The sequence below is a fragment of the Desulfobacterales bacterium genome, assembly GCA_021647905.1.
Lineage (GTDB): Bacteria > Desulfobacterota > Desulfobulbia > Desulfobulbales > BM004 > JAKITW01.
Map to the genome: position 1 here is coordinate 15,638 of JAKITW010000014.1, position 21,469 is coordinate 37,106.

Genomic DNA, 21,469 nt, shown 5'->3' on the forward strand with positions numbered 1-21,469 from the left:
TAGCCGTTCAAACGGCTCAAACTGTTTAAGCGGTTTTTAATGATAACCGTTCGAACGGCTCAAACTGTTTAAACGGTTTAAACAGTTATCTAAAAAGGATACGACAATGTTACTACGACATACACCAAAGGAAGTAACCGAGCGCAGCGTCCTGGTCATCAACCCGGCCAAGACCTGCCAGCCCATCGGGGCCATGTACGCGGCCCTGGGCATCCACGGCTGCCTGCCGCACAGCCACGGCGCCCAGGGGTGTTGCGCCTATCATCGCAGCACCTTGACCCGCCACTACAAGGAGCCGGTCCCGGCGGGCACCAGTTCGTTCACCGAGGGCGCGTCGGTGTTCGGCGGCCAGGCCAACTTGCTCCAGGCGATCAGCAATATTTTTTCCGTATATGAGCCTGAGATCATCGCCGTCCACACCACCTGTCTCTCCGAGACCATTGGCGATGATCTGCCCCAGATCAGAAAGAAGGCGATCAAGGAAGGCAAGCTGCCCAAGGGCAAGTACATGATCAGTGCCTCCACCCCGAGCTATGTCGGCTCGCACGTGACCGGTTTCTCCACCATGGTCAAGTCAATGACCGGGCTCGCCGAACCCACCGGCAAGAAGAACGGCAAGGTGAACATCATCCCCGGCTGGGTCGAACCGGCTGATATGGAAGAGCTCAAGCGGCTGGCCGCCCTGACCGGCGTCAAGACCATCCTCTTTCCAGACACCTCGGGCGTGCTGAACGGCCCCTTGTCCGGCGAGTACAAGATGTTCCCGGACGGCGGCACCACCATTGCCGAACTGAAATCCACTGCTGACTCAATCGGCACCCTGGCCCTGGGTGAGTGGTGCTCGGCTGCCGCGGCCCGCGAGCTGGACAGCAGACACAAGGTCCCCTGCAAGGTGCTCGACATGCCCTTCGGCCTCAAGGCCACCGACCGGTTCATCGATGCCCTGCGCACCGTGGCCGGGGTGCCGGTGCCTGACGAGGTGTCCCTTGAACGCGGCCAGCTGGTGGACATGATCTCGGACATGCACCAGTACTTTTATCGGAAAAAGGTGGCCCTGGTGGGTGATCCGGACCAGCTCATTGCCATGACCGAGTTCCTGGTGTCCATCGACATGTGCCCGGTGCACATTGTCACCGGCACCCCGGGTAAGAACTTCGAAAAACGGATCAGGGAGATCACCGAGGAGATGCCCTTTGAGGTCAACGTCAAGGCCAAGGGCGACATGTTCCTGCTCCACCAGTGGATCAAGAACGAGCCGGTGGACCTGATCATGGGCAACACCTACTGCAAGCATATGGCCCGTGACGAGGATATCCCGCTGGTCCGCTGGGGCTTCCCGATCCTGGACCGGCAGGGACATCAGTATTTCCCCACCGTGGGTTACAAGGGCGGGCTCAGACTGCTTGAAAAAATCCTCAACGCGCTCATGGACCGGATGGACCGTGACGCACCGGAGGAGAGCTTCGAACTGGTCTATTAACCGGCATGGCCGGACCATCTTGGTTTGAAAATGATTCCTTGTTCGATATCCCGTGGTTCAAGTGAGGTGTAACTCCCATATCCGAGGCAGCTGATGGACGTAATCCCTTTCCCCCGAAAAAGTAATCCCTGCTGCAACGCGGACAGTCCCGGGCCGGCGGGATCAATAAGCCTGCCGGTGGCGCCGCGGGCCAACAGCCGGATCCGCTTTGCCCCCACCGGGGAGCAGCAGCAGGCGATGCTGCCGGCCGAGGCGATTGCCTGGCTGGACGAACTGCTCGGCCGGGGGATTGCGGTGGACATGGCGGACATAGACGGGCCGGGCGACCCCCTGGCCGTGCCCGGGCCCACCATGGAGACCATCTCCCTGCTCGGCCGGAACCATCCCGGGATCACTCTGAGTATCACCACCCTGGGTATCGGCGGCGGCCAGTACGTTGAACTCCTGGCTGAAAAAGGCGTCCGCCAGGTCACCCTGCTGGTGGATAGCATTGATCCCGAGACGGCCAAGCTGCTCTATGCCTGGATCCGGCCCGGCAGAAAGACCGTGCCCCTGGCCGAGGGGGTCGAGATTCTTATCAGTGAACAGGCCCGGGCGGTTGTCGCCTTTACCTGGGCCGGGCTGGCGGTCCGGGTCCGAACCACTGTTTATCCCGGCTATAACCACGACCATGTGGCAAAGATCGCCCAGCGGATGGCCGCGCTGGGGGCAAAGGGCATGACCCTGGTCCCGTACAGGCCGGCCGGCGGGGAGCATACCCTGCTGGAGGCGCCCGGGGAAGAACTCATGGCCACGCTGCGTGATCAGGCGGCAAAATATATTGAAATCAAGGCTGATCCGGAAAGACTCGGGCCTGAAAAAGGACCGGCCCTCTGTGCCGCGGATTGCGGACGGAAGGCAACCACGCTGCCCAAACCGAGCAAGGAGAGGCCCAATGTGGCGGTGGTCAGCTCCAACGGCATAGAGATTGATCTCCACCTGGGCCATGCGATCCGGGTACTGATCTACGGACCCCGGGAAGACGGGCTGGCCTGCCTGCTCGAAACCCGGCCGGCGCCGGAACCCGGCAAGGGCAGCTCGCGCTGGGAGGAGTTGGCAGATACCCTGGACGACTGTTTTGTGCTGCTCGCCGCCAGCGCCGGCAAGAGCCCCAGGGAAATTCTCAGCCGCCGGTCCATTGCCGTGCTCATCGTTGAAGAGAACATCGAGGGCACGGTTGATCTGCTTTATGGCGGCGGCAGGAAGAAAAAGAAGGCATGACAAACCAGATAGATATTCAAGCGTTCAAACGCTCAAACGGTTCACATTTTCAAGGAGATTGATCATGGCCACCCCTGAACGACAGATACTTGTATGCCAGAGCTTTCGCGCCACCGGCGGCGATCCCAAGGGCCTTTGCCACAAACAGACCGACGGCTTCCTCCCGTACATTGAGGAAGAGATCCTTGATCGCGGCCTGGACTGCCTGCTCACCGCCACCACCTGTCTCAAGCAGTGTGAATCCGGGCCGATCATGGTGATCCAGCCCGAGAACTGGTGGTTCAAGGGCGTGGATAGTGAAGAGGCCATTGACGCTATCCTGGACGGCCTTGAGGATGGCGAGCCGGCCGCGGATTACCTGATCGGTTAATTTTGTCGGTCTCGCAACAACCCGCTCGACGGACGTGATTCGTCTTGTAACTTGTTGATTTTATTGGGTGGCATTTGAAGCCTTTCGGGTTGTTACGAGTTCATCAATTTTCAGGTGAACGGTTACAATAACCGGGAGGAAAAAATGTTTGGACTCGAGGACTGGCGGCAATATATCAAGGAAGGCGGTCAGTACCTGAACACCGCGGTCAACGCGGCCCGGGACCGGCCCGAGGTTTTCACCCCGGAGATTCTCTACAACCTCACCGCCATGGCCATTGAGAAGTTCCTGATGGGATTTCTGATGTACCACGGCGATATGGCCGACAACCACACCATGGCTGATCTGCTGCGGTCCGTTGAACGGCATATCGAGGTGACCCCGGGGTTTGCCGGGAGGCTGCTTGTGCTGGATTCCTTTCAGGAGATCTGTGATCTGGACACCTATAATATCAGAAAGCCGACCCCTGAAGACATTGTCATGATTCTGGCCATCGGCCATGAGGTCAAGGTGTTTGTTGCCGAACATGTCGTTGGCCCGGGAAAGATTGCAGCCGGACCGGCCGGTCTGTGTTGATCACTCGCAACTCTTTCCTTGTAATTCAGGGATGGTGTTCAGCCCGTGATTGGTTACGATGGATGAAATATGGCGAATTGATTTAAGAAAACTAGAAAATATCATCATCACAGGAGAAAAAGCATGTCCAAGAAAAACGTGGAAGAATTTCTGATCGCTGGCGGTGAAGACCACAAGCTGCGGGCCAGGTATGACGTGATCAAGACCAGGGAGGAGTTCGTTGCCCTGGCCAACACCGATGATTACGACTTCACCATTGAAGAGTTTGACGATGTGCTCAGGGAGTCGGGCGATTCATTCGACCTGATCGGCAACCCGGCCAAACGCCAGATCTGGTGGGTTTGAGAACCGTTGTTTTAACCCGCATTTCTCACCAGCGATCTACTGTAACAGAGCAATGACCTGCGCCTGCTGCGTTGTGCTGGAAAAACGGGTTAAGCCAGTCCCCTGACAAACTCCTCCAGGCTGTCGCAGCCGTCCACCAGGTTGGGGAACAGCCGGCGGGTTTTGTCTTCATCCATGTCAAGCGGGCCTGTCCAGGCGTCGAGCACCGCCTGTCCGTCAAAATCAACCGCAGCCACCCGGACGCCGAAGCTGGTGGCCGGCAGGTAGAAGTCCGCGCCCGGCAGCAGGGCCACATGGAACTGTTCCAGCAGATGCTTGCACAGTGACATGCCGGTCAGGATTTCCCGGCGGTTGAGCTGCTCCTTGAAGTTCTCAAAATCAGGAAACAGATAAAAAGAACCCTCCGGCCTGGGGCAGTTCAGCCCCATCCCGACAAACCGCTGGTGCAGGTATCGGGCCACGAACCCGTAGATCTCGTTTGTTTTTTCAATAAAGGGGCGGACCGCGGCAAAGTTAGCGTATGCCTCCAGGGCCGCATACTGGATCGGGGCGCTGACCGCGCTGAAGGTCTCGCTGATCACCGATTTCAGGGCATTCAGGATGATTTCCAGGGTCTCGGGCAGCAGCATCACCCCGAGCCGGTAGCCGCCGGCGGCAAAGGATTTTGACAGTCCGCCGGTAACAATGGTCCCTTCCGGGTAGTAATGGGCCAGACTGGCCTGGGCATTGTCAGTGAAATCGATCATCGCGTAGATCTCGTCCGAGATGACGATGATCTGATAAGCCCGGCAGATCGCTGCCAGTTCCTTGATCTCGTCCCGGGTATAAACCGCGCCGGTGGGGTTGTTGGGGTTGTTCAAAATCAACAGCTTCTGCTGCTGTCCCATGGCGTGCGCCGTACGGTCCAGCTCATCCAGCTGCAACCGGTAACTGTTCTCCCGTTTGGTGATAATCGGCACGATCTCCTTGCCGCGCAGGGCGGCCTGGGGTCCGTAGCTCACCCAGCTCGGGGCCGGCACCAGCAGCGGCCCCTCCATCAGGTACAGGATCTGGAAGATCAACTCCTTGCTGCCCGGGCCGACACAGATGTTGCCGGCCTTGAAATCATAGCCGAACTGCTGGTTATAAAAGCCGGCCACCGCGTCAAGCAGCTCCGGCAGCCCCTGGGTGGGCAGGTAGTCTTTCTTGTCAACATTGTCCCGCAGCGCCGCCTGAATGGTATCAGGCACCGGAAAGGGCGACTGGCCGAAACCAAAGTGGAATATTCTCCGGCCCTGGTTTCGCAACCGCAGGGCCTCCAGGTTGATGGCCAGGGTTGCCGATTCCTTGAGGCTCAAGACCAGGGGATTCAGTGCAGGCATAATCATGGTTCACTCCCTGTTGGTGTTTGATCAATGTAAGCGCGGAGATGCACACCACATAATCAGTTACGAAAGATGATATGGCCGATGCTATACATTCCATCACCTTTTCCAGGCGTCACCACAACCCGGTTAAAGGCCCGGCCGCGAACGCTGTCCGGCAGTTCCAGATTCCGGATCTGGAGGCCGCCCCCATTGATGGAAGCCGGCACCATCATTTCCCCTATAAAAAGTTCATCACTGTAAAATTGCAGGAGATACCGATCATTGTTATCAGCGGATATCTCCAGTTTTTCCGCCACCACCATTTTTCCCGAAGCAAAGACTATCCCGGTCTCTCTAACGGTATAATTCTCCCTGGCATCCCACGGGGTGCCATTTTTTTTCGGGGCGGCGACCGATCCCGTGTCAAGACTGTAGACAGGCAGTGCCGCCGGAACCGATTCAAGTCTTTTCAGTGTGATATGGCTGACACAGAGATCATTCTCTTCCGGTGCAAGAATTCGAAATTCAATATCATCCTCCCCATTACTCAAAAAAGGCACTGTGATCCTGCTATCCGTTCCTCTGCCGGTAAAGATTGTGGTGGAAGCCAGTTCGCCGTTTTTATTGCTGTAAACCTGAAAAACCGGGGTACCGGCCAGACCCCTGTCTTCCTGCTCGTCAATTGAAACGGTTGCCGTATACCGTCCGGGCGGAAGATAGATGTATGGGCCGTAAACAACGGTCCCTGTGGCATCGTTAAAACAGCGGTAATAATTGCCCCCGGTTTCCTTTCTAAAGGTTTTGCTTGGCGAAATATCGCTGCGCTGGTCATGGATATTGATTTCCAGATCAGAGACAAAATCCTCATAGGAATATTCCTCTCCTTCCCCAGGGCTCCTGATATTCTTTTTAAGAATTATTACCCTGCCGGTCCGGTCTGCAACACTGTACTGTTTCGAGGCCAGCTTTGACTTCAGGTAGTAATCAAGAAACTGGTAGCTTCTTGGCCAGGAAGAAACTTGGTCGGAAATATTATTGTATCCCTTTGCTCCGCTCGATCTTTCCGCGACGATCAGATCAGGCGGCTGCCAGCCATCCTCTTTCGTTCCGATAAGCCTGACCGTGTGCCGCTGGGCGAAAAAAAGTATTGTATTATAGGAAGCGGATACAGTCGCATCCGGATACGTCCGGGCATATCTGGCGAGCAGTTTCACATCTTCCACCCTGTTGCCACGGGTAAACAATCTGCTATCCATGAGCGGTCTTTTCAGAGAATCAAATCCCAGGATGTTGATCAACAGGCCCGCCAGGGTAATAAAGCCGGCAATCATGACCATCCGCCTTCTGCACAGGGGAAACCGTTCAAGCCGGGCAAGTGCGCCTATTGCGGCAAATGCAATAAAGGGGGTGGCCGGTGCGATGTACCAATACTTAACAGAGGCAACGGGAAGTGTCCCCTTGGCAAGGAGCACTTCGGCAAAATTACCAACAGGTATGAGCAGGGTCACCGGGTTAAGCAGGGGCAGAAACAGCCAGGGTACCAGAAGATCCCAGATAAAAGCCTTGTTGCTCCAGAGCTGGGCAAGAACGATACCGGGCTTTGTGACGATTGAAATGACTATCTGCGAGAGCGACTCTCCCAGATAGCCATACTTGTCAAAGCCGAGACCGCCGGTCCGGGTCAAATCACCGGCCAGCCATGGCATGACAAACTTTACGGCAATAACAAAGTATGCCAGCGGCAGAAACAGGCTGACAAAAATCCATTTTTTTTCACGCTTGAACCACCAGGAGGCAAAAGCAAAGCCAACCAGGGCAAGGGAGGTGTCCTCCCGGCATAACATGGCAAGAACCAAACTCATCAAGAATAATCGCCACCTGTTGGCCATGAAAAAATATATTGCCATGGAAACCGGCAGAACCGACACCACCGCGTCACGGAATCCCGAAGTCATCATGTGGAAGAACACCGGTGTTGTCACATGGATAACGAGCATCATGAGAATCAGATGATCAGCCACCTGCAAACGCCTTCCCGCCAGATAGATGAAATACACCGACAGGACCAGGCCTGCATCGACAATGAGATAATGGAGAGGCAGGCCGCCAAACAGTTTGGTGAACGGAGCAAGCAGAATGAAGATCGGGGTAAAATGGGAGGCGAAAAAATTTCTCTCGGAATAAATCGAACTGTCCAGCCGGCCATGCAGGATTTTCCACATCACCTGGCTGAAAATACCCTGGTCCTGGGGCCAGAAGATCCCGCCGTTCACCGCCCACATGGTGGAAAGGGCTATTTCATAGAACAAAACAGCTGCAAGGAGTGTTCGCAGCAATAAAACCAAAGCTGAATATTCTTTATCCATCCTCATATCATGGTCCTCGTTCGGAGAGCGAAGGTTGCCAATCAATACGAAAATGCTCCGGCCCGTGGAAAGACCACGCACCGGACGGGGTTTGCCAATACAAAAGAATCAGGATCACGCCAGGGGCGGTATTACTGGCATGATCCCGGGGATTCCATGACCATGTAGTTTTCCCGCTCCGAGACACTACAGGGACGGAATTGCGCCCGAAGGTCCTCGCTGGACCGGGGGCCTAAAACAGCCACATCCACGGTCCTTATCTGTTTGCTTATCTCGGGAGTCAATTGTTTCCCGCCGGAGAAAACAGTAACAATTGATTGGGCGTGATCGCCGAACGGATAGTAGCCAAACGTCCAGAAGCAGTCGATCAAGGCAAGTCTTTTGGGATGGAGCCGGGCAACGTCCTGCACGGTTTCTTCCAACCCCTGGTACTCCCGCAGATAATCAAGCCCCTGCCCCCTGAAAGAATAATATTCGACAAGACGATTTACTTTCCCCTGGTACACGATGACGATGCAGAACAGGGCAACGATGCCCCCTGATATTGCAAGCCACTGTTTTTTCCGGGACAGCCGGCGCAGGCTTTGCTCAATGGGCATCAAGGCACCGGCAACAGCCAACCCGCAGAAAGGTATCCCTACCAGGGTATACCAGCCGGTGACTCCCCGGCCCAGAATTGCCCACCACCCCAGGTAGAACAGCGGGAAGATACAAAAGAGATACAGCTCTTTCCAACGCCTTCCTATTACAAGAAGCATGTACATCGGAATAAAGGCATAGCCAATAAGCAGCAAGAACCAGAAATTCCGGGATGGCGGCAGGGAACTCCAGCCCTGCATCTTTCCACCAAGAAAAAACATTGAGACGGCAATACACGAAAGAACCGGCACCAGCGAAGCGGCGACCCAGGGCGCCATGGGAGAAAACTGGAAACCGAAACGACCGCCGCGGCGCAGGCACAGCGGTAACAGGGCGCAAACCGCGACCAGATAGATTTCCTTCACCAGGCATGCGGCGGCCAGAAAAACAAAGGTCCAGAATCGTTTCTGATAAAAGAAAGCCAGTACCCCAAGGCTCCCCAGGAGTACGGCAGTGATATCCGGAAACAGATGAAGCGAGTACTTGAGCCCGATATAGTGGATTGCCACCAGCAGGGCGCCGCCGGTGGCGCTGAGCAACGGAATCCCGACACGGAGAGCGATGAGGAATGTTACCGGAGCCAGGAGGCAGCTGAGGATCTGATTTACCGTGCGCGCGGCAGCCAATGAAATCTGGGCCGCGGGAAAATGCAGGAGATAAAAAAGGGGCCGGGCCGCCAGGTGCGGCGCATAGGGGCCGGTGTTTTCCACCACTGTCGGCTGTAAGCCCAGGGTTTTCGAAAAATAGAAATAAAAAGCCTCATCTCCGTAGATGGGGATACCCAGATGCTGGAACCGGAGCAATGCTCCGACGGCAACAAGGAACAGAATGGCAAAGACTACATGCACCCTGTCTGTCTTCATCTTTTCACCAGCCCGAGCAGCCAAGGCCTCCCCTCAAAACGGTTAATAAAAGCAACATCCTTTCCGCCGATCATGGAGCCCAGCGGTTGTTCACTGCTCTATCAGGCCCGCCCTTTTTTCCTGATCCCATAGCCTTGCAGGACAACCTTTCCTGGATGCCGGCTTGAAACGCCTAATTTATCCGAAGGGCAGATATCAAAGGGCGAGGGGGCGTCATTGCGAATGATCGCGTCCGCATCTATATAAAATATCCGATCAGCATCAACCTGTTCGAACAGGAGTAATTTGTGTTCAAGGGGAGTGACGCCGGCAGGACCGTCTTCCCGGGTAAGCTCGACATAGGCGGCTCCCCATCGTTTCGCCGCGGCCTTGAAGCTCTGCCGGGCATTGTCACATAAAAAAGCACCATGATTTATGGTTACAACCGCCAGGCGATAATGATCAGTCATCCTTTAACCTCTCATATTAATCCGGGCACCAAGACAACGACATTTTTTCCAAAGGCCATACCAGGTACTGGTGATTCTCCAGATGGCTTCCCGGTATGCAGGCCGGCCGAGACATGATCACGGCTCCATACCTGGAAAGAATTTAATCAAGAAGAATCGAATAGGCATCCGACAGTCTCTTCCGGTAATTCTCCATGCTGAAAAACCGAGCCCGCTCCCGGCCCTGTTCACTTAATCGCTGCCTGAGACCGGGGTCGTCATACATGCATTGAATTTTCTCCGCTATGTCCGATACATTATACGGATCGACATACAGGGCCGCCGCGCCGCAGACCTCGGGCAGGGACGAGACGTTGGAGGTAATTACCGGGCAGCCGTGTGCCATGGCCTCAAGCGGGGGGAGGCCGAATCCTTCGTAGAGTGACGGGAAAACAAAAAAGAGGGCGCCCTTATAAAGACATTGCAGGTGCTCTGTCGGCACGAAATCCAGCAGAATAAGACCGTCCGTCTTCTGCAACTCACCTTCCCAGAGCCAGGCCTTTTTGCCGACAAGGACCAGCGGAATATCGAGCCGGAGCGATTTGACAGCCCGGGCCAGTCTCTTGATGTTTTTTTTGGGTTCAATGGCCCCGACAAAAAGAAAATATTCTTTGTTCCTTAAGCCGTAACTGGCAAGAAGCGCATCAATCGCCTCCTCGGACAGGTCAGGAGACACACTGCGTAGAGGCTGGTAGGTTACCCGTACCCGTTCCGGATCCACGTTAAACATCTCGACCAGATCCTGCTTCGTGTTTTCAGACACCGTTATCACCAGATCCGATCTGTCCAGACTTTGTTTAACTGAATTACGGAAAAAACGCCGGTTATCCAAACAGGTCCATGGCAGCTTTAACGGAATCAGATCGTGGATCGAGATCACGCTTCTGGCGCCTTTCACGCCAATTAACAGCGGATAAGTTGCATGCCAGAAATCTACCTGATCAGGCACTTTGACCTGCAGGGACATGCCGAGGCGGGAGAACAACCTGGTAATATCCCGGGGGATGAAATAATACCGATGCACCAAGCTGGCGATATTATCATTCGCCCGGCTTGATGCAACCTGTTTTGAGGGGCCTTGCCCGCCGGCATTGACGGTTCTGCCGCTAACGAGTACATGTGCTGCCACCCGCCCCATTGCCCCGACATTCTCCAGCCAACTTCTTTTCTTTTGCTGGTCTTGCTTGTACAACAAAGATTCCCGGTCAACGGAAGTGGCGCAGAACCGGGAACTCCAGAGGATACTGACCCGTGCTCCCAAATCGACAAGGGTACGGACAAGAGTCAGGGCATAGGTCTTGATCCCGGTGCCATGCATGAGCTGCAGGTTATCGCCATCCACCAGAACATGCTTTCCTGCTAAATCCATAACCTTGTATTCCCCTTAATACCTTTTGACCTGCTTTCGGTATTCCGCCACCACCTCGACGGGAGGTCCGATCACTTTACTATGCCCCTCATCGAGAAACAGGACCCGGTCACAGATCCTTTCCACGTCGTCCAGGTCATGACTGACAAAAACGATTGTAATGCCTTTAGAACGGAACTCTTCCATCTTCAGCTGACATTTATCCTGAAACTCCTCATCACCCACTGCCAGGACCTCATCAATCAGAAGAATTTCCGGGTCGAGGTGGACCACCACCGAAAAACCAAGCCTGGCCACCATGCCTGACGAGTATGTTTTCAAGGGCCGGAGGATAAACTCTCTCATTTCCGAAAACTCGATGATATCGTCCAGCCTTTCTTCAACCTGTCTGCGGGTCATTCCGAGGAGAATACCGTTCAATATGATATTGTCCCGGCCGGTGAGTTCCGGATGAAAGCCAGCGCCCAGTTCTAGCAGAGGCGAGACCCGGCCGTTAATCCGGATGCTGCCGCCGGACTGCTTGAGCACCCCGGCAATCAGCCCCAGGGTGGTGGATTTGCCGGAGCCGTTCTTGCCGATGATCCCGAAGGTCTCCCCCTTGTGCACGGAAAACGAAAAATCCCGCAGGGCCACAAAGCCTTGCTGTTGCCGCAGGGCCCGCAGGTATTGCGGAAAATGCAGGAGCATATTCTTAAACCCGGAATAGCTGTTATCCTTTAAGGAATAACTTTTCCAGACCCGGTTAAACTGAATCACCTCGTTAGACAATCTCGGCAAACCTCCATACCAGGCGCTTGAATACCGTTTGGCCAAGAAAATATGTAAGGATCGCATAAGCAACACTTACACTGAAAAAATCAATTGGCAGCACCCCATCCAGAAAAACACTGCGCCAACAGATGGTGGTCGCTGCCAGCGGGTTAAGATACAAGGCCCAGTGATATTGTTCCGGGACCATCTCCACCGGGAAAAGAACCGGGGTCAGGAAAAACCAGAGCATGAGTACCAGCGACGAGATGCGCTCCAAATCACGAAAAAACAGGTTCCAGGTCGCCAGCGTCAAGGAGAGCCCGTAGGTGAAGGCCAGTTGAACTCCTATCAGCAGCGGAATCTGGTAGAACCAGGAAAACGAAGGATAGACACGGTAATAGAGCATGAAAACGATAATAACCGGAATCGCGGCGACAAAGTGGATGAGGTCGTTCAGCACCCCGGAGAATACGAGCAGTTCCCTGGGGAACCTGACCTTTTTTATCAGGCTGCTGTTGCCGAGGAAAAAGAAGTTGGATGCGGCCAACGAGTTTGAAAACCACTGCCAGGGGAACAGGCCGCAGATCAGGAAAAGCGCATAGTTGTCCATCTTGATGCGCATGACGATCTTGAACACGACAAAGTAAACCAGAGCGAAAACAAGGGGATGAAGGATGGACCAGGCATAGCCCAGAACGGTGCCCTTGTACCGTATCTTCAGTTCCTTCTCTACCAGAACCCGGATAAGGTCAAGATAGTACTGATATGAAGATGCACGCTTTGCCAATCTCATAGCGATATAGAATCCTTTCAGAAAGACCGCCCTCAACTCCACTTCAACCTTGGCACTTATAACACGTCAACATTGTTAAACAAAACATTTTCCTGCCCCCTGCTCAGTCGAACAGGTCTCGGCGAGCATCGCCTGCTTGACCTCGCTGAGCGAAACGAGACGACACCGGGGCACGGAAGAGGGCCGCTCTCCAGGCGCACCTTATTTCCTTTCAATATAACTTGATGACCCGGACGCCTCCCGCCCGGTAGACCGACGGGAATTGTTCCTCATCCAGAACAGCGAAGTTGTTTTTTGAACCGAGAATCTTACGTATTTCGCTGTTAAACGGCTCAAAATAATAGCGCTCTTTATCCGGCAGGATCCTGAAATCCTGCTCCCGCACGATCAGATAATCAATGGAGTTGTTCCGACAGAACTCGCGGACATCGTCCGGCTCCGCAGCATAATAGGCCTTGAAAAAGGCGGAGGTCCGGTCTTTGATCATCGACCAGTAGGGCTGAATCCAGGCATGGGAGAGTTCATAGGTGACAAATGCCCGGCGCCGGGAAAAGGTAAGCACATTATCCATCAATCCCGGATGCCCGGCGACCAGGCTGTCTATCGGGGTTGTTGCCATGAAACGGTACAGAGGGGCCTGGGCGGAGTAGTCGTATATGCCCACCCCCTGCAACCTGAAGGCGGCGAACAGGATAAAAAGGGTGGTCAACAACGGGAAGGCGAGATGTTTCAGCCTTAACTCCTCGATGGTTATCCTGAGGCAGGTTGCCAGGGCCAGACAGTAGAAAAGGTTGAGAGAAAACTGGAGATACCGCCGGGGCACAAACAGTTTCAGCAGAAAAAAGTTGGCAAAAAGATAGAGTATCAGCGAAGCAACAAAAAGATAGGCAAAAACACGAAAATCCGTAATGTCGATATCCTTCCATCGCCGAGTGACGGCGAAACCAACCAGCGCAACCACCAAGACCACACCGAACAAACCGGCCGTCAGTCCCCACTCCCGAAAAGGCAGGTTGAAAATCCAGGGACGGATCAACTCGTAAAAAAATGACGGCTGCGGCAGAAGCTCATAGCGGCCGGCGGCCGAATACTCTGCCAGTCCCTTCATCTCCGCCCGGGTGACCAGGTTGCCGAATTCCTGAGATTTGAAGAAAACATATTTCAGGGCCATCAATACAATTCCCGCCCCAACCGTAAGATTTGCCAGGAAGAGTCTGTTGAACTGTTTCCGCTGTGCACCGGTTGCCGCTTGCGGACGCAAAATCCTGTTCCCAATCAATCCACCATGGTTGTGGGCGATATAAAGGGCATGGGTCAGCAGACAAAGCAGAAAGATATAGGGATTGAATACCGACTGCAGCAATATAACTCCCCCGGCGGCCACCAGTCTTTGTCTGGCCAGGAAAAGCAGGTACCCGATCAGCAAAGGATAGGCAAAAGACTGGGGCAGACCGCCGGATATCTTCATCATGAAGCCGCCGAAGAGAAAATAAACGCATACCGCAAGAAGTGGAGTCAGTCTATCTCGGAACATGCCGCGGGCCAGAGAGTAAAGAAGCCCGGCCGTCAGAACATAGAGCAGGCCGGCCAGCACCTTGGTGAATTGCACCGGATTCATGAAATGTGATGCCGGCCAATATATGGCCTGTACGCCCCACGACACATAATTCCTGGCGTATCGGGCCAGGACGTCGCCCTGGTACAACCCCGGCTCCTGCCACTGCTGCATCCAGAAAATCTGCTGTCTGACATCGTCATTAATGACATAGGGTGAACTGATCGCACTCCAATGGGAGACGACATAGACAAAAAAGGCCGCGGAGAGCACATACCAGAGATCGCGGCGGCACTTACCAGATATGTCCTTCATGTTTTCATCGGATACGTTTTTCATTTTTCAACGGCCGAGAGGTCTCCTCCCGCCGACAACTGGCCCGGCCCTTCACCCATCAATATTTGATGAACCCGTAACAACCCGAAAGGCTTCAAATGCCACCCAATAAAATCAACAAGTACAAAACGAATCACGTCCGTGGAGCGGTAAACATTCAGTAACCCCCTCCTGTCGGGAAAGGGGTCTTCTTCTACCGACAGCCGCTCCATTGAGAAGGGCCGGCTGTTCATAAACAGGCTATCAAGCAGGAACTCGCTTCGCCGCAACGGCGATTCGGAAGCCATAAGCATATCCTGCCGAAGTTGTTTCAAATTCCGCTTTTGCCGTCACGGCCGCGGCTCAGGATCCGCTACACCGTTCGGTATAAGAAAACCCCTTTCCCGGTCCAACCTCAAACGTACGGGGTTTATCGAAACCTTACCCCCCTCTTTTTGCCGGCTCCACTTTACACCCCTGGTCCCGGGTGGTAAAGTTCTTGCCGATAATTCAACGTACGACTTCAAGAAACACGAGGTTCAGCCATGCAGATCACCATCACCTACTGTGCCAAGTGAAACTATCGCCCCCGCGCTTCCAGGCTGGAAGAAGAACTGCAACGGGAGTTCAATGCCCGGGTAACCCTTGTCGCCGGTTCCGGCGGCATATTCGAGGTCGAGGCCGACGGGCGGCCGGTCTTTTCCAAGGCCGGCCGGGGCCGCTTCCCGGATGACGGCGAGATAGTCGCCCTGCTCACCGGCAAATAAGGTCACCCCTTGTTGCTCCGCTCAAGGGTAGCGGCAACGCACCGGCGGCATTGCTCCCCGGCCCGCCCCTTTTCACGGTACTCGGCAAAACAGCGGAGCAGGTCCGCGCCGCCGCGCGGACACTCCTCGATAAAGGCGACAAACCTGGTCAACCGCTCGATGATCTCCGGCGGGGCCGCATGCTCGACCCGGCAGGCGCCCTGTTCGGCGATTTTTTCGTTAATGGCCAATACCTTGATGAAAAAATCCTTCAGGGCCCTGTGGCGGCGAATCACGTCCCTGGCCGCCTCCTTGCCCGCCCCGGTCATGGTGATCACCTCGTAGGGGGCATAGTTGATCAACCCCTTTCTGGCCAGGGTCTGCAGGGCCTCGGTCACCGAGGCGCGGCTCACCTTGAGCCGGCCGGCGATCTCCTTGCCCCGGGCCACCTTCTTCTCGGCGATTATATGAAAAATGACCTCGATATAATCCTCGAGGCTGGCGCTGAGCGATGTATTTGTCGCTGTCATTTCACCAGAGACTCCATGGTTGATGGGCTCGTAACAAAAAATTTTACCGCTGAGGACGCAGAGAAAACAGTTGACCAAGTCACGAAAAAAAATAACCCCGCTCACCGTGACAATCGCCGGGCGGGCAAGGTTTGACCCAAGGTTCCCTTTTCTTTGAAACAGCTGCAATTTACCCTATTTCAAGCTCCAGTCAAGCCCGAATGGCCGGCCCGGGGTCCGGGGAACCGGATGCGCGCCCACGGATTTCCCTGGTCTCATCCTTGCATTCTTGAAAATTTCCAGTATAGATGTCATTCCATGGAGCCTGCCGCGCCCTCCGGTCCGGGCCGGCAACGCCTCTTCCCCTTGCCCTTGAGACCTGAATGCTGCGCGAACTGATCATCAAAAACCTGGCCCTGATCGACTCGCTTCATCTCTGTTTCGATCCCGGCCTGACGGTACTCACCGGTGAGACCGGGGCCGGCAAGTCGATCATCCTCCAGGCCCTGACCCTGCTGGCCGGCGGCCGGGCCTCGGCCGCCTGGGTCCGCAGCGGCTGCGACAGGGCCGGCGTGGAGGCGCTGTTTGAGATTCCTCAAGAACGCGATCATCTCCTGAAAAAGATCAACGACCAGGGGGTTGGGTGTGACAACGCCCTGATCGTAAAACGGGTTCTCGCCGCCAGCGGCAAAAGCCGGTACTATTTAAACGGCAGCGCAGCCACTGCCAGACAGGTTAGCGCAATTGTCGCCGATCTGGTCAGTATCGCCGGCCAGCACGACCAGCAACGGTTACTGGCCCCGGCCCACCACCTTGATTTCATCGACGCGGCCGGCGACCTCTGGGGCCTGCGCCGGGAACTGGCCGAGCTTTTCGCAGACTGGAGCGAACTCAAGACCCGCTACCAGCGGCTGCTCAAACAGGAGCAGGAAAAGGAGCAGCGCCGTGATTTTCTCACCTTTCAGTGCAACGAGATCAAGGACGCCGGTCTCCTCCCCGGGGAAGACGAGGAACTGCAGAATGAAAAGGACCGGCTCAGGTCAGCGGATACCCTGAAACAGCTGGGCTGGGAATCCTACCACCAGCTGGCCGACACGGTTGGTGATACCCTGCGGCAGGTGCGGCGCAAGGTGGAGCAGATCGGCGAGATCGACCGCTCGGCCGGAGAACTTGTTGAGGCGATCGTTGACAGCAGTTTCCAGGTCGAGGATCTGACCGAGCGGTTGCGGGGCTACCTTGACACGATTCCCGACGATCCCTCCCGGCTCGAGGAGGTGGATACCCGGATCGACCAGTTGCAGCGGCTGAAACGAAAGTACGGCGGCAGCCCGCCGACCCTGGAACAGGTCCTGGCCCACGGGTCGGCCTGCGCGCGGCAACTGAACGAACTGGAGACCATGGACCGGACCAGGGCGGAGCTGGCCGGTAAGCTGGGCAAGGCGGAAGAGATCCTGCGGGCAAAAGCGGCCCGGCTTTCCGCGGCCCGGCGGAAACAGGCCGGTAAACTGGCCGCGGCCATGGAGCGCGAGCTGGCCTCGCTCAGCTTTGAACATACCTCCTTTGCAGTGGCCTTTGCCCCGGGCGCGAACCAACTGGAGGAACTCACCCCCACCGGCTGGGACCTGCCGGAGTTCATGTTTTCGGCCAATCCCGGCGAACCGGTCAAACCCCTGGCCCAGATCGCCTCGGGCGGCGAGCTTTCCCGGTTGATGCTCGCCTTGAAATGTATCCTGGCCCGCAAGGACCAGGTGGAGACGGTGCTGCTTGACGAGGTTGACGCTGGAATCGGCGGCCGGGCCGCCGGGGCCCTGGCCGGAAAGATCAAGGAACTGGCCGGCCACCACCAGGTGCTCTGTATCACCCATCTCCCCCAGATCGCGGCCCGGGCCGACAGCCATTTCCTGGTGAGCAAGGGACAGAGCAACCGCCGGACCAGGACCGGGATATCCCGGCTCGACCGGCAACAACGGCTCCACGAGATAGCCCGGATGCTGGCCGGTGAAACAATCACCGGACCGACCCTGGACCATGCCCGGGAATTGCTGGCAAGGGACAGTGAACAGTGACCCCTTACCCCTGAAGGAACATACCGACCATGAGTTCATCTTCGATAACCGCCCTGGCCCTCTTCTCCGGGGGCCTGGACAGCCTGCTCGCCTGCCGGACAGTGATGGCCCAGGGAATCCGGGTCCAGGCACTGAAATTCGTTACCCCTTTTTTCGGCTACGATCTCCTGGCCCGCGAACAAGAGTACATCCAGGAAGTAAAAGAGAAATATGACATCGATCTCCGGTTGATCGACGTTACCGGGCCCTACCTGGAGCTGCTCCGGGCCCCGGTCCACGGCTTTGGCAAACATTTCAATCCCTGCGTGGACTGCAAGATATTTCTTCTCTCCCGGGCCCGGCGAATGATGGACCGGTTCAAGGCCTCCTTCCTGATCACCGGCGAGGTGATCGGCCAGCGGCCCATGTCCCAGCGCCGCGACACCCTGTTTCTGATCCAGCGGGACAGCGGCTGCAAGGAGATCCTGGTCCGGCCGCTCTGCGCCAAAAATCTGCCCCCGACCAGACCGGAACTGGAGGGGCTGATCAACCGGGAACAGTTGCTGGGCTTCAGCGGCCGGGGCCGGTCGGCCCAGATGCAACTGGCGGCCGACCTCGGGATCAGCGATTATCCGAGCCCGGCCGGCGGCTGCACCCTTACCGATCCGGTCCTGGGCGAACGGATCAAGCGCTATTACCAAGCCAACGACACGGTCCGGGCCGAGGACATCCGGCTGCTCCTGGTGGGCCGGCAGTTTGTCCTTCCCCAAGGCGGCTGGCTGGCCATGGGCCGCAACCAGGCGGAAAACCAGCGGGTAGACGAACTGCGCCGGCCCGGCGACCTTATCCTCAATTGCGTTGACCGGCCAGGCCCCACCGGGCTCCTGCGCCGTTGCGGCGGCCGGGACGATCTCGACATTGCGGCCGGGATCATGGCCCGCTACGCAAAAAAAGGTCCCGGCCTCCCGGCCGGGACCCGGGTGGAGGTGGAGACAACACCCCCTGATAACATCATCAGCCTGACCGGCCACGCCCCGGCCGATGCGGAACTTCTCGCCTGGCAGCGCTGACCCGCCCCTGACCGGGAAGACCGGCAAGCTGGAATATCACCCCAAAGCGTCACGAATTCAGAAAATCAGCAGATTGACATTTACAAGCCCTCCCCTTTCGTGGTAGTTTTCAGGAGTACCATTTGTGCACGGCAGTTGATGTGTTACCTCTTTTGCCTGAGGGTAAACAATGCATCCCCAGCAGGCCGCTTACATACTGTTCCCTTTTCCAAAGGTACTGCTTTACCGTTGGCAATCCTTTCCTTTTTTTCCACCGCTGGCGCGCCTTTCCCTCACTCCCCCCCGGCCAACGCCTTATTTTCCCCGGCCAACGCCCTTACCACTGAAAAGATCACATATATTCCTTGATTTTTTATCCCTTGGAAGTACTAAGAGTACACACGGGTTCTGTCCAACCACGAGCAACAACTCCTTAAAAACCACATCAGCACAAGGGGGAGCGTATGCGTAGCAGAGAGTCAGACAACAGTCTCGGTTTCGGAGGGGTGTCACGGCGGGACTTTCTCAAGGTATGTACCGCCGCGGCAGTCTACATGGGCCTGCCGGCAAGTTTCGGACCCAGAATAGCCGAGGCAGCCACATCGGCCGCCAGGCGGCCCTCGGTGATCTGGCTCTCCGGCCAGGAATGCACCGGCTGCATCGAAACCCTGTTGCGGGCCACCCATCCCACCCTGGAATCCCTGATCCTCAACCTGATCTCCCTTGATTATTCAGAGACCTTGAACGCCGGGGCCGGCCACCAGGCCGAGGAGTACCGGGCCAAGATGATAGAGGAGAACAAGGGCAAATTCATCCTGGTGGTTGAGGGGTCGATCCCGGTCAAGGACGGCGGCGTCTACTGCAAGATCGCCGGCCGGCCGGTGCTGCAGATCCTGGAAGAGACCGCGCCCAAGGCAGCGGCGGTGATCGCCATCGGCTCCTGCTCCTCCTGGGGCGGGGTGGTCTCGACCCCGCCCAACCCCACCGGCGCCACCCCGGCGCACAAGATTCTGGCCGGCACCGGCATCCCGGTGATCAATATCCCGGGCTGCCCGCCCAGCCCCTATAACTTCCTGTCCACGGTGCTCTACTTCCTGACCTTTAAAAAGCTGCCGCAACTGGACGACAAACTGCGGCCCAAGTTCGCCTACGGCCGGTTGATCCATGAAAACTGCGAACGGCGGCCCCACTTCGATGCCGGCCGCTTTGCCGAACAATTCGGCGATGATGGACACCGCCAGGGCTGGTGCCTGTACAAACTGGGCTGCAAGGGTCCGGAGACATACAACAACTGCCCGTCCCTGCAGTTCAACGACATGGGCGCCGGGACCTGGCCGGTGGGCACCGGCCACCCCTGTTTCGGCTGCTCTGAAAAGGGAGTGGGCTTTGTCACCCCGATCTATTCCCCGGCCGAGGTACTCAACGTCACCCCGCCGGTCCAGTTTGCCCCGGCCGAGCCGGAGCAGGGCAAGGGGGCATCGACCCTGGCCGCGGCAGTGATCGGCGCAGCGGTGGGCGCCGGCACGGTGGCCGTCGGCTTGAACCTTGGCAACAAATCCCACAACGGGGAAGACAAGGAGAGCTAGGATGGGTATCAACAGGCGCGATTTCTTGAAAGTAACCGCCGGGAGCGGATTACTGCTGGCCGCCGATATATCGCCCGGCCTGGCCGCCGCTCCCAGGTCGCTGCCTCCGGACGCGGTGGGAATCCTCTACGACGCCACCCTCTGTATCGGCTGCAAATCCTGCATGGTGAACTGCAAGAAGTACAACAGCATGCCGGGCGGCGCCCTGCACCGCAAGGACGGCACCATTCCTTATGAATATCAAACCGCGGCCCGGATCTACGATGCACCCACGGATCTGTCCGACAAGACCCTGAACATCATAAAGGCCTACCGGAGCGGCACCGGGCTGAACAAGGACCGGGAAGAAAACGGTTATTCCTTTGTCAGTCAGCACTGTCTCCACTGCCTGGACCCGGCCTGCGTGTCGGTCTGTCCGGTGGCAGCCCTGCACAAGGAGCCGGACACCGGGATCGTGGCCTATGCCGCGGAAAGATGCATCGGCTGCCGTTACTGCCAGGTGGCCTGTCCATTCGGCGTGCCCCGGTTCGAATGGGGCGAGAGTTCGCCCAAGATCGTCAAGTGTCAGCTCTGCCGGCACCGGATCGCCAAGGGCGGCTACTCGGCCTGCTGCGAATTCTGTCCCACCGGGGCCTCGCTGTTCGGCAAGGTAATTGACCTCCGTCAGGAGGCGATGCGACGGCTGGGCCTCAAGCCGGGCAGCTATTACGACTATCCGCTGAACCGGCTCAACGCTGGCAGAACCATCCCCACCAAGGTAAGCGGTTACAACGATCACATCTACGGACTCACCGAGGCCGGCGGTACCCAGTACATGCTCCTGGCCGGGGTGGGATTTGAAAAACTGGGATTCAACCCGCGGATCACCGGCCAGGCCTATCCGGAGCTGACCTGGGAATATATCGCCAAGGTCCCGGCCCTGGTCGCGTTACTGCTGCTCGGCGGGGCGGGGATTCATCTGCTGACCAGGGACAAGACGAACGAATAAGGCCGGACAAGCCGGCGTAATGGTGAGTTCA

General features: G+C 56.7%; 20 protein-coding genes. 9 read left to right on the forward strand and 11 right to left on the reverse strand.

The genetic code is table 11. The annotated features are described in order from the left end of the window. Positions 1 to 106: 106 nt before the first annotated feature. The 5 genes from L3J03_03950 (at position 107) to L3J03_03970 (ending at position 4,031) form a co-directional block, all read left to right on the forward strand. Complete coding sequence (locus L3J03_03950; protein MCF6290131.1) at positions 107 to 1,480, forward strand: nitrogenase molybdenum-iron protein subunit beta; 1,374 nt, start codon at positions 107 to 109, stop codon at positions 1,478 to 1,480. 93 nt (positions 1,481 to 1,573) lie between these two features. Further along, complete coding sequence (locus L3J03_03955; protein ID MCF6290132.1) at positions 1,574 to 2,740, forward strand: hypothetical protein; 1,167 nt, start codon at positions 1,574 to 1,576, stop codon at positions 2,738 to 2,740. A 64-nt stretch (positions 2,741 to 2,804) separates the two neighbouring features. Beyond that, entirely contained in the window at positions 2,805 to 3,110 is a 306-nt protein-coding gene (locus tag L3J03_03960) for a (2Fe-2S) ferredoxin domain-containing protein (GenBank protein ID MCF6290133.1), read from the forward strand. A 144-nt stretch (positions 3,111 to 3,254) separates the two neighbouring features. After that, entirely contained in the window at positions 3,255 to 3,686 is a 432-nt protein-coding gene (locus L3J03_03965; GenBank protein ID MCF6290134.1) for a hypothetical protein, read from the forward strand. 123 nt (positions 3,687 to 3,809) lie between these two features. Then, complete coding sequence (locus L3J03_03970) at positions 3,810 to 4,031, forward strand: Nif11-like leader peptide family natural product precursor (protein ID MCF6290135.1); 222 nt, start codon at positions 3,810 to 3,812, stop codon at positions 4,029 to 4,031. An 89-nt stretch (positions 4,032 to 4,120) separates the two neighbouring features. Here L3J03_03970 and L3J03_03975 read toward each other — a convergent pair whose 3' ends face one another. The 11 genes from L3J03_03975 to L3J03_04025 all read right to left on the reverse strand — a co-directional run bounded on the left by L3J03_03975 (position 4,121) and on the right by L3J03_04025 (position 15,791). Then, entirely contained in the window at positions 4,121 to 5,398 is a 1,278-nt protein-coding gene (locus tag L3J03_03975) for an aminotransferase class I/II-fold pyridoxal phosphate-dependent enzyme (GenBank protein MCF6290136.1), read from the reverse strand. A gap of 56 nt (positions 5,399 to 5,454) precedes the next feature. Further along, the gene (locus L3J03_03980; GenBank protein ID MCF6290137.1) at positions 5,455 to 7,743 is read right to left on the reverse strand and encodes a DUF2079 domain-containing protein; all 2,289 of its coding nucleotides are present in this window, start codon (positions 7,741 to 7,743) and stop codon (positions 5,455 to 5,457) included. 131 nt (positions 7,744 to 7,874) lie between these two features. Next, a complete protein-coding gene (locus L3J03_03985) occupies positions 7,875 to 9,245 on the reverse strand; it encodes a hypothetical protein (GenBank protein MCF6290138.1) in 1,371 nt (456 codons plus the stop codon). 101 nt (positions 9,246 to 9,346) lie between these two features. Next, positions 9,347 to 9,694, reverse strand: a complete 348-nt coding sequence (locus L3J03_03990; GenBank protein ID MCF6290139.1) for a hypothetical protein — start codon at positions 9,692 to 9,694, stop codon at positions 9,347 to 9,349. Between the two features lie 142 nt (positions 9,695 to 9,836). Beyond that, complete coding sequence (locus tag L3J03_03995) at positions 9,837 to 11,102, reverse strand: glycosyltransferase (protein ID MCF6290140.1); 1,266 nt, start codon at positions 11,100 to 11,102, stop codon at positions 9,837 to 9,839. A 15-nt stretch (positions 11,103 to 11,117) separates the two neighbouring features. Continuing rightward, a complete protein-coding gene (locus L3J03_04000; protein MCF6290141.1) occupies positions 11,118 to 11,789 on the reverse strand; it encodes an ABC transporter ATP-binding protein in 672 nt (223 codons plus the stop codon). Positions 11,790 to 11,862: 73 nt separating this feature from the next. Continuing rightward, positions 11,863 to 12,645 carry an ABC transporter permease gene (locus L3J03_04005; GenBank protein ID MCF6290142.1) on the reverse strand — a complete coding sequence of 261 codons (783 nt, stop codon included), beginning with the start codon at positions 12,643 to 12,645 and terminating at the stop codon, positions 11,863 to 11,865. 211 nt (positions 12,646 to 12,856) lie between these two features. Beyond that, positions 12,857 to 14,515: a hypothetical protein gene (locus L3J03_04010; protein MCF6290143.1), complete on the reverse strand. Its 1,659-nt coding sequence runs from the start codon at positions 14,513 to 14,515 to the stop codon at positions 12,857 to 12,859. Positions 14,516 to 14,535: 20 nt separating this feature from the next. Beyond that, complete coding sequence (locus L3J03_04015; protein MCF6290144.1) at positions 14,536 to 14,823, reverse strand: hypothetical protein; 288 nt, start codon at positions 14,821 to 14,823, stop codon at positions 14,536 to 14,538. A gap of 231 nt (positions 14,824 to 15,054) precedes the next feature. Further along, on the reverse strand, positions 15,055 to 15,288 hold the full coding sequence (locus tag L3J03_04020; protein ID MCF6290145.1) for a hypothetical protein: 234 nt from the start codon (positions 15,286 to 15,288) through the stop codon (positions 15,055 to 15,057). Continuing rightward, positions 15,285 to 15,791 (reverse strand): metal-dependent transcriptional regulator, encoded by a 507-nt coding sequence (locus tag L3J03_04025; GenBank protein ID MCF6290146.1) that lies wholly within the window; start codon positions 15,789 to 15,791, stop codon positions 15,285 to 15,287. Before L3J03_04025 ends, L3J03_04020 begins: the two co-directional genes overlap by 4 nt. Positions 15,792 to 16,153: 362 nt before the next feature. Here L3J03_04025 and recN point away from each other — a divergent pair, with 362 nt between their 5' ends. The 4 genes from recN (at position 16,154) to hybA (ending at position 21,438) form a co-directional block, all read left to right on the forward strand. Further along, positions 16,154 to 17,836 (forward strand): DNA repair protein RecN, encoded by a 1,683-nt coding sequence (gene recN, locus L3J03_04030; GenBank protein ID MCF6290147.1) that lies wholly within the window; start codon positions 16,154 to 16,156, stop codon positions 17,834 to 17,836. A gap of 29 nt (positions 17,837 to 17,865) precedes the next feature. Then, complete coding sequence (locus tag L3J03_04035; protein MCF6290148.1) at positions 17,866 to 18,885, forward strand: thiamine biosynthesis protein; 1,020 nt, start codon at positions 17,866 to 17,868, stop codon at positions 18,883 to 18,885. Between the two features lie 443 nt (positions 18,886 to 19,328). After that, positions 19,329 to 20,450, forward strand: coding sequence for a hydrogenase small subunit (locus L3J03_04040; GenBank protein ID MCF6290149.1), 1,122 nt, complete (start codon positions 19,329 to 19,331; stop codon positions 20,448 to 20,450). Between the two features lies 1 nt (position 20,451). Beyond that, entirely contained in the window at positions 20,452 to 21,438 is a 987-nt protein-coding gene (gene hybA / locus L3J03_04045; protein ID MCF6290150.1) for a hydrogenase 2 operon protein HybA, read from the forward strand. The last annotated feature ends 31 nt before the right edge of the window (positions 21,439 to 21,469 follow it).

Excerpts from the sequence above, each read along its gene's own strand:
- L3J03_03950 (MCF6290131.1), top strand. The coding sequence starts at position 107 with ATGTTACTACGACATACACCAAAGGAAGTAACCGAGCGCAGCGTCCTG.
- L3J03_03955 (MCF6290132.1), top strand. The coding sequence starts at position 1,574 with ATGGACGTAATCCCTTTCCCCCGAAAAAGTAATCCCTGCTGCAACGCG.
- L3J03_03960 (MCF6290133.1), top strand. The coding sequence starts at position 2,805 with ATGGCCACCCCTGAACGACAGATACTTGTATGCCAGAGCTTTCGCGCC.
- L3J03_03965 (MCF6290134.1), top strand. The coding sequence starts at position 3,255 with ATGTTTGGACTCGAGGACTGGCGGCAATATATCAAGGAAGGCGGTCAG.
- L3J03_03970 (MCF6290135.1), top strand. The coding sequence starts at position 3,810 with ATGTCCAAGAAAAACGTGGAAGAATTTCTGATCGCTGGCGGTGAAGAC.
- L3J03_03975 (MCF6290136.1), bottom strand. The coding sequence starts at position 5,398 with ATGATTATGCCTGCACTGAATCCCCTGGTCTTGAGCCTCAAGGAATCG.
- L3J03_03980 (MCF6290137.1), bottom strand. The coding sequence starts at position 7,743 with ATGGATAAAGAATATTCAGCTTTGGTTTTATTGCTGCGAACACTCCTT.
- L3J03_03985 (MCF6290138.1), bottom strand. The coding sequence starts at position 9,245 with ATGAAGACAGACAGGGTGCATGTAGTCTTTGCCATTCTGTTCCTTGTT.
- L3J03_03990 (MCF6290139.1), bottom strand. The coding sequence starts at position 9,694 with ATGACTGATCATTATCGCCTGGCGGTTGTAACCATAAATCATGGTGCT.
- L3J03_03995 (MCF6290140.1), bottom strand. The coding sequence starts at position 11,102 with ATGGATTTAGCAGGAAAGCATGTTCTGGTGGATGGCGATAACCTGCAG.
- L3J03_04000 (MCF6290141.1), bottom strand. The coding sequence starts at position 11,789 with ATGCTCCTGCATTTTCCGCAATACCTGCGGGCCCTGCGGCAACAGCAA.
- L3J03_04005 (MCF6290142.1), bottom strand. The coding sequence starts at position 12,645 with ATGAGATTGGCAAAGCGTGCATCTTCATATCAGTACTATCTTGACCTT.
- L3J03_04010 (MCF6290143.1), bottom strand. The coding sequence starts at position 14,515 with ATGAAGGACATATCTGGTAAGTGCCGCCGCGATCTCTGGTATGTGCTC.
- L3J03_04015 (MCF6290144.1), bottom strand. The coding sequence starts at position 14,823 with ATGGCTTCCGAATCGCCGTTGCGGCGAAGCGAGTTCCTGCTTGATAGC.
- L3J03_04025 (MCF6290146.1), bottom strand. The coding sequence starts at position 15,791 with ATGACAGCGACAAATACATCGCTCAGCGCCAGCCTCGAGGATTATATC.
- recN (MCF6290147.1), top strand. The coding sequence starts at position 16,154 with ATGCTGCGCGAACTGATCATCAAAAACCTGGCCCTGATCGACTCGCTT.
- L3J03_04035 (MCF6290148.1), top strand. The coding sequence starts at position 17,866 with ATGAGTTCATCTTCGATAACCGCCCTGGCCCTCTTCTCCGGGGGCCTG.
- L3J03_04040 (MCF6290149.1), top strand. The coding sequence starts at position 19,329 with ATGCGTAGCAGAGAGTCAGACAACAGTCTCGGTTTCGGAGGGGTGTCA.
- hybA (MCF6290150.1), top strand. The coding sequence starts at position 20,452 with ATGGGTATCAACAGGCGCGATTTCTTGAAAGTAACCGCCGGGAGCGGA.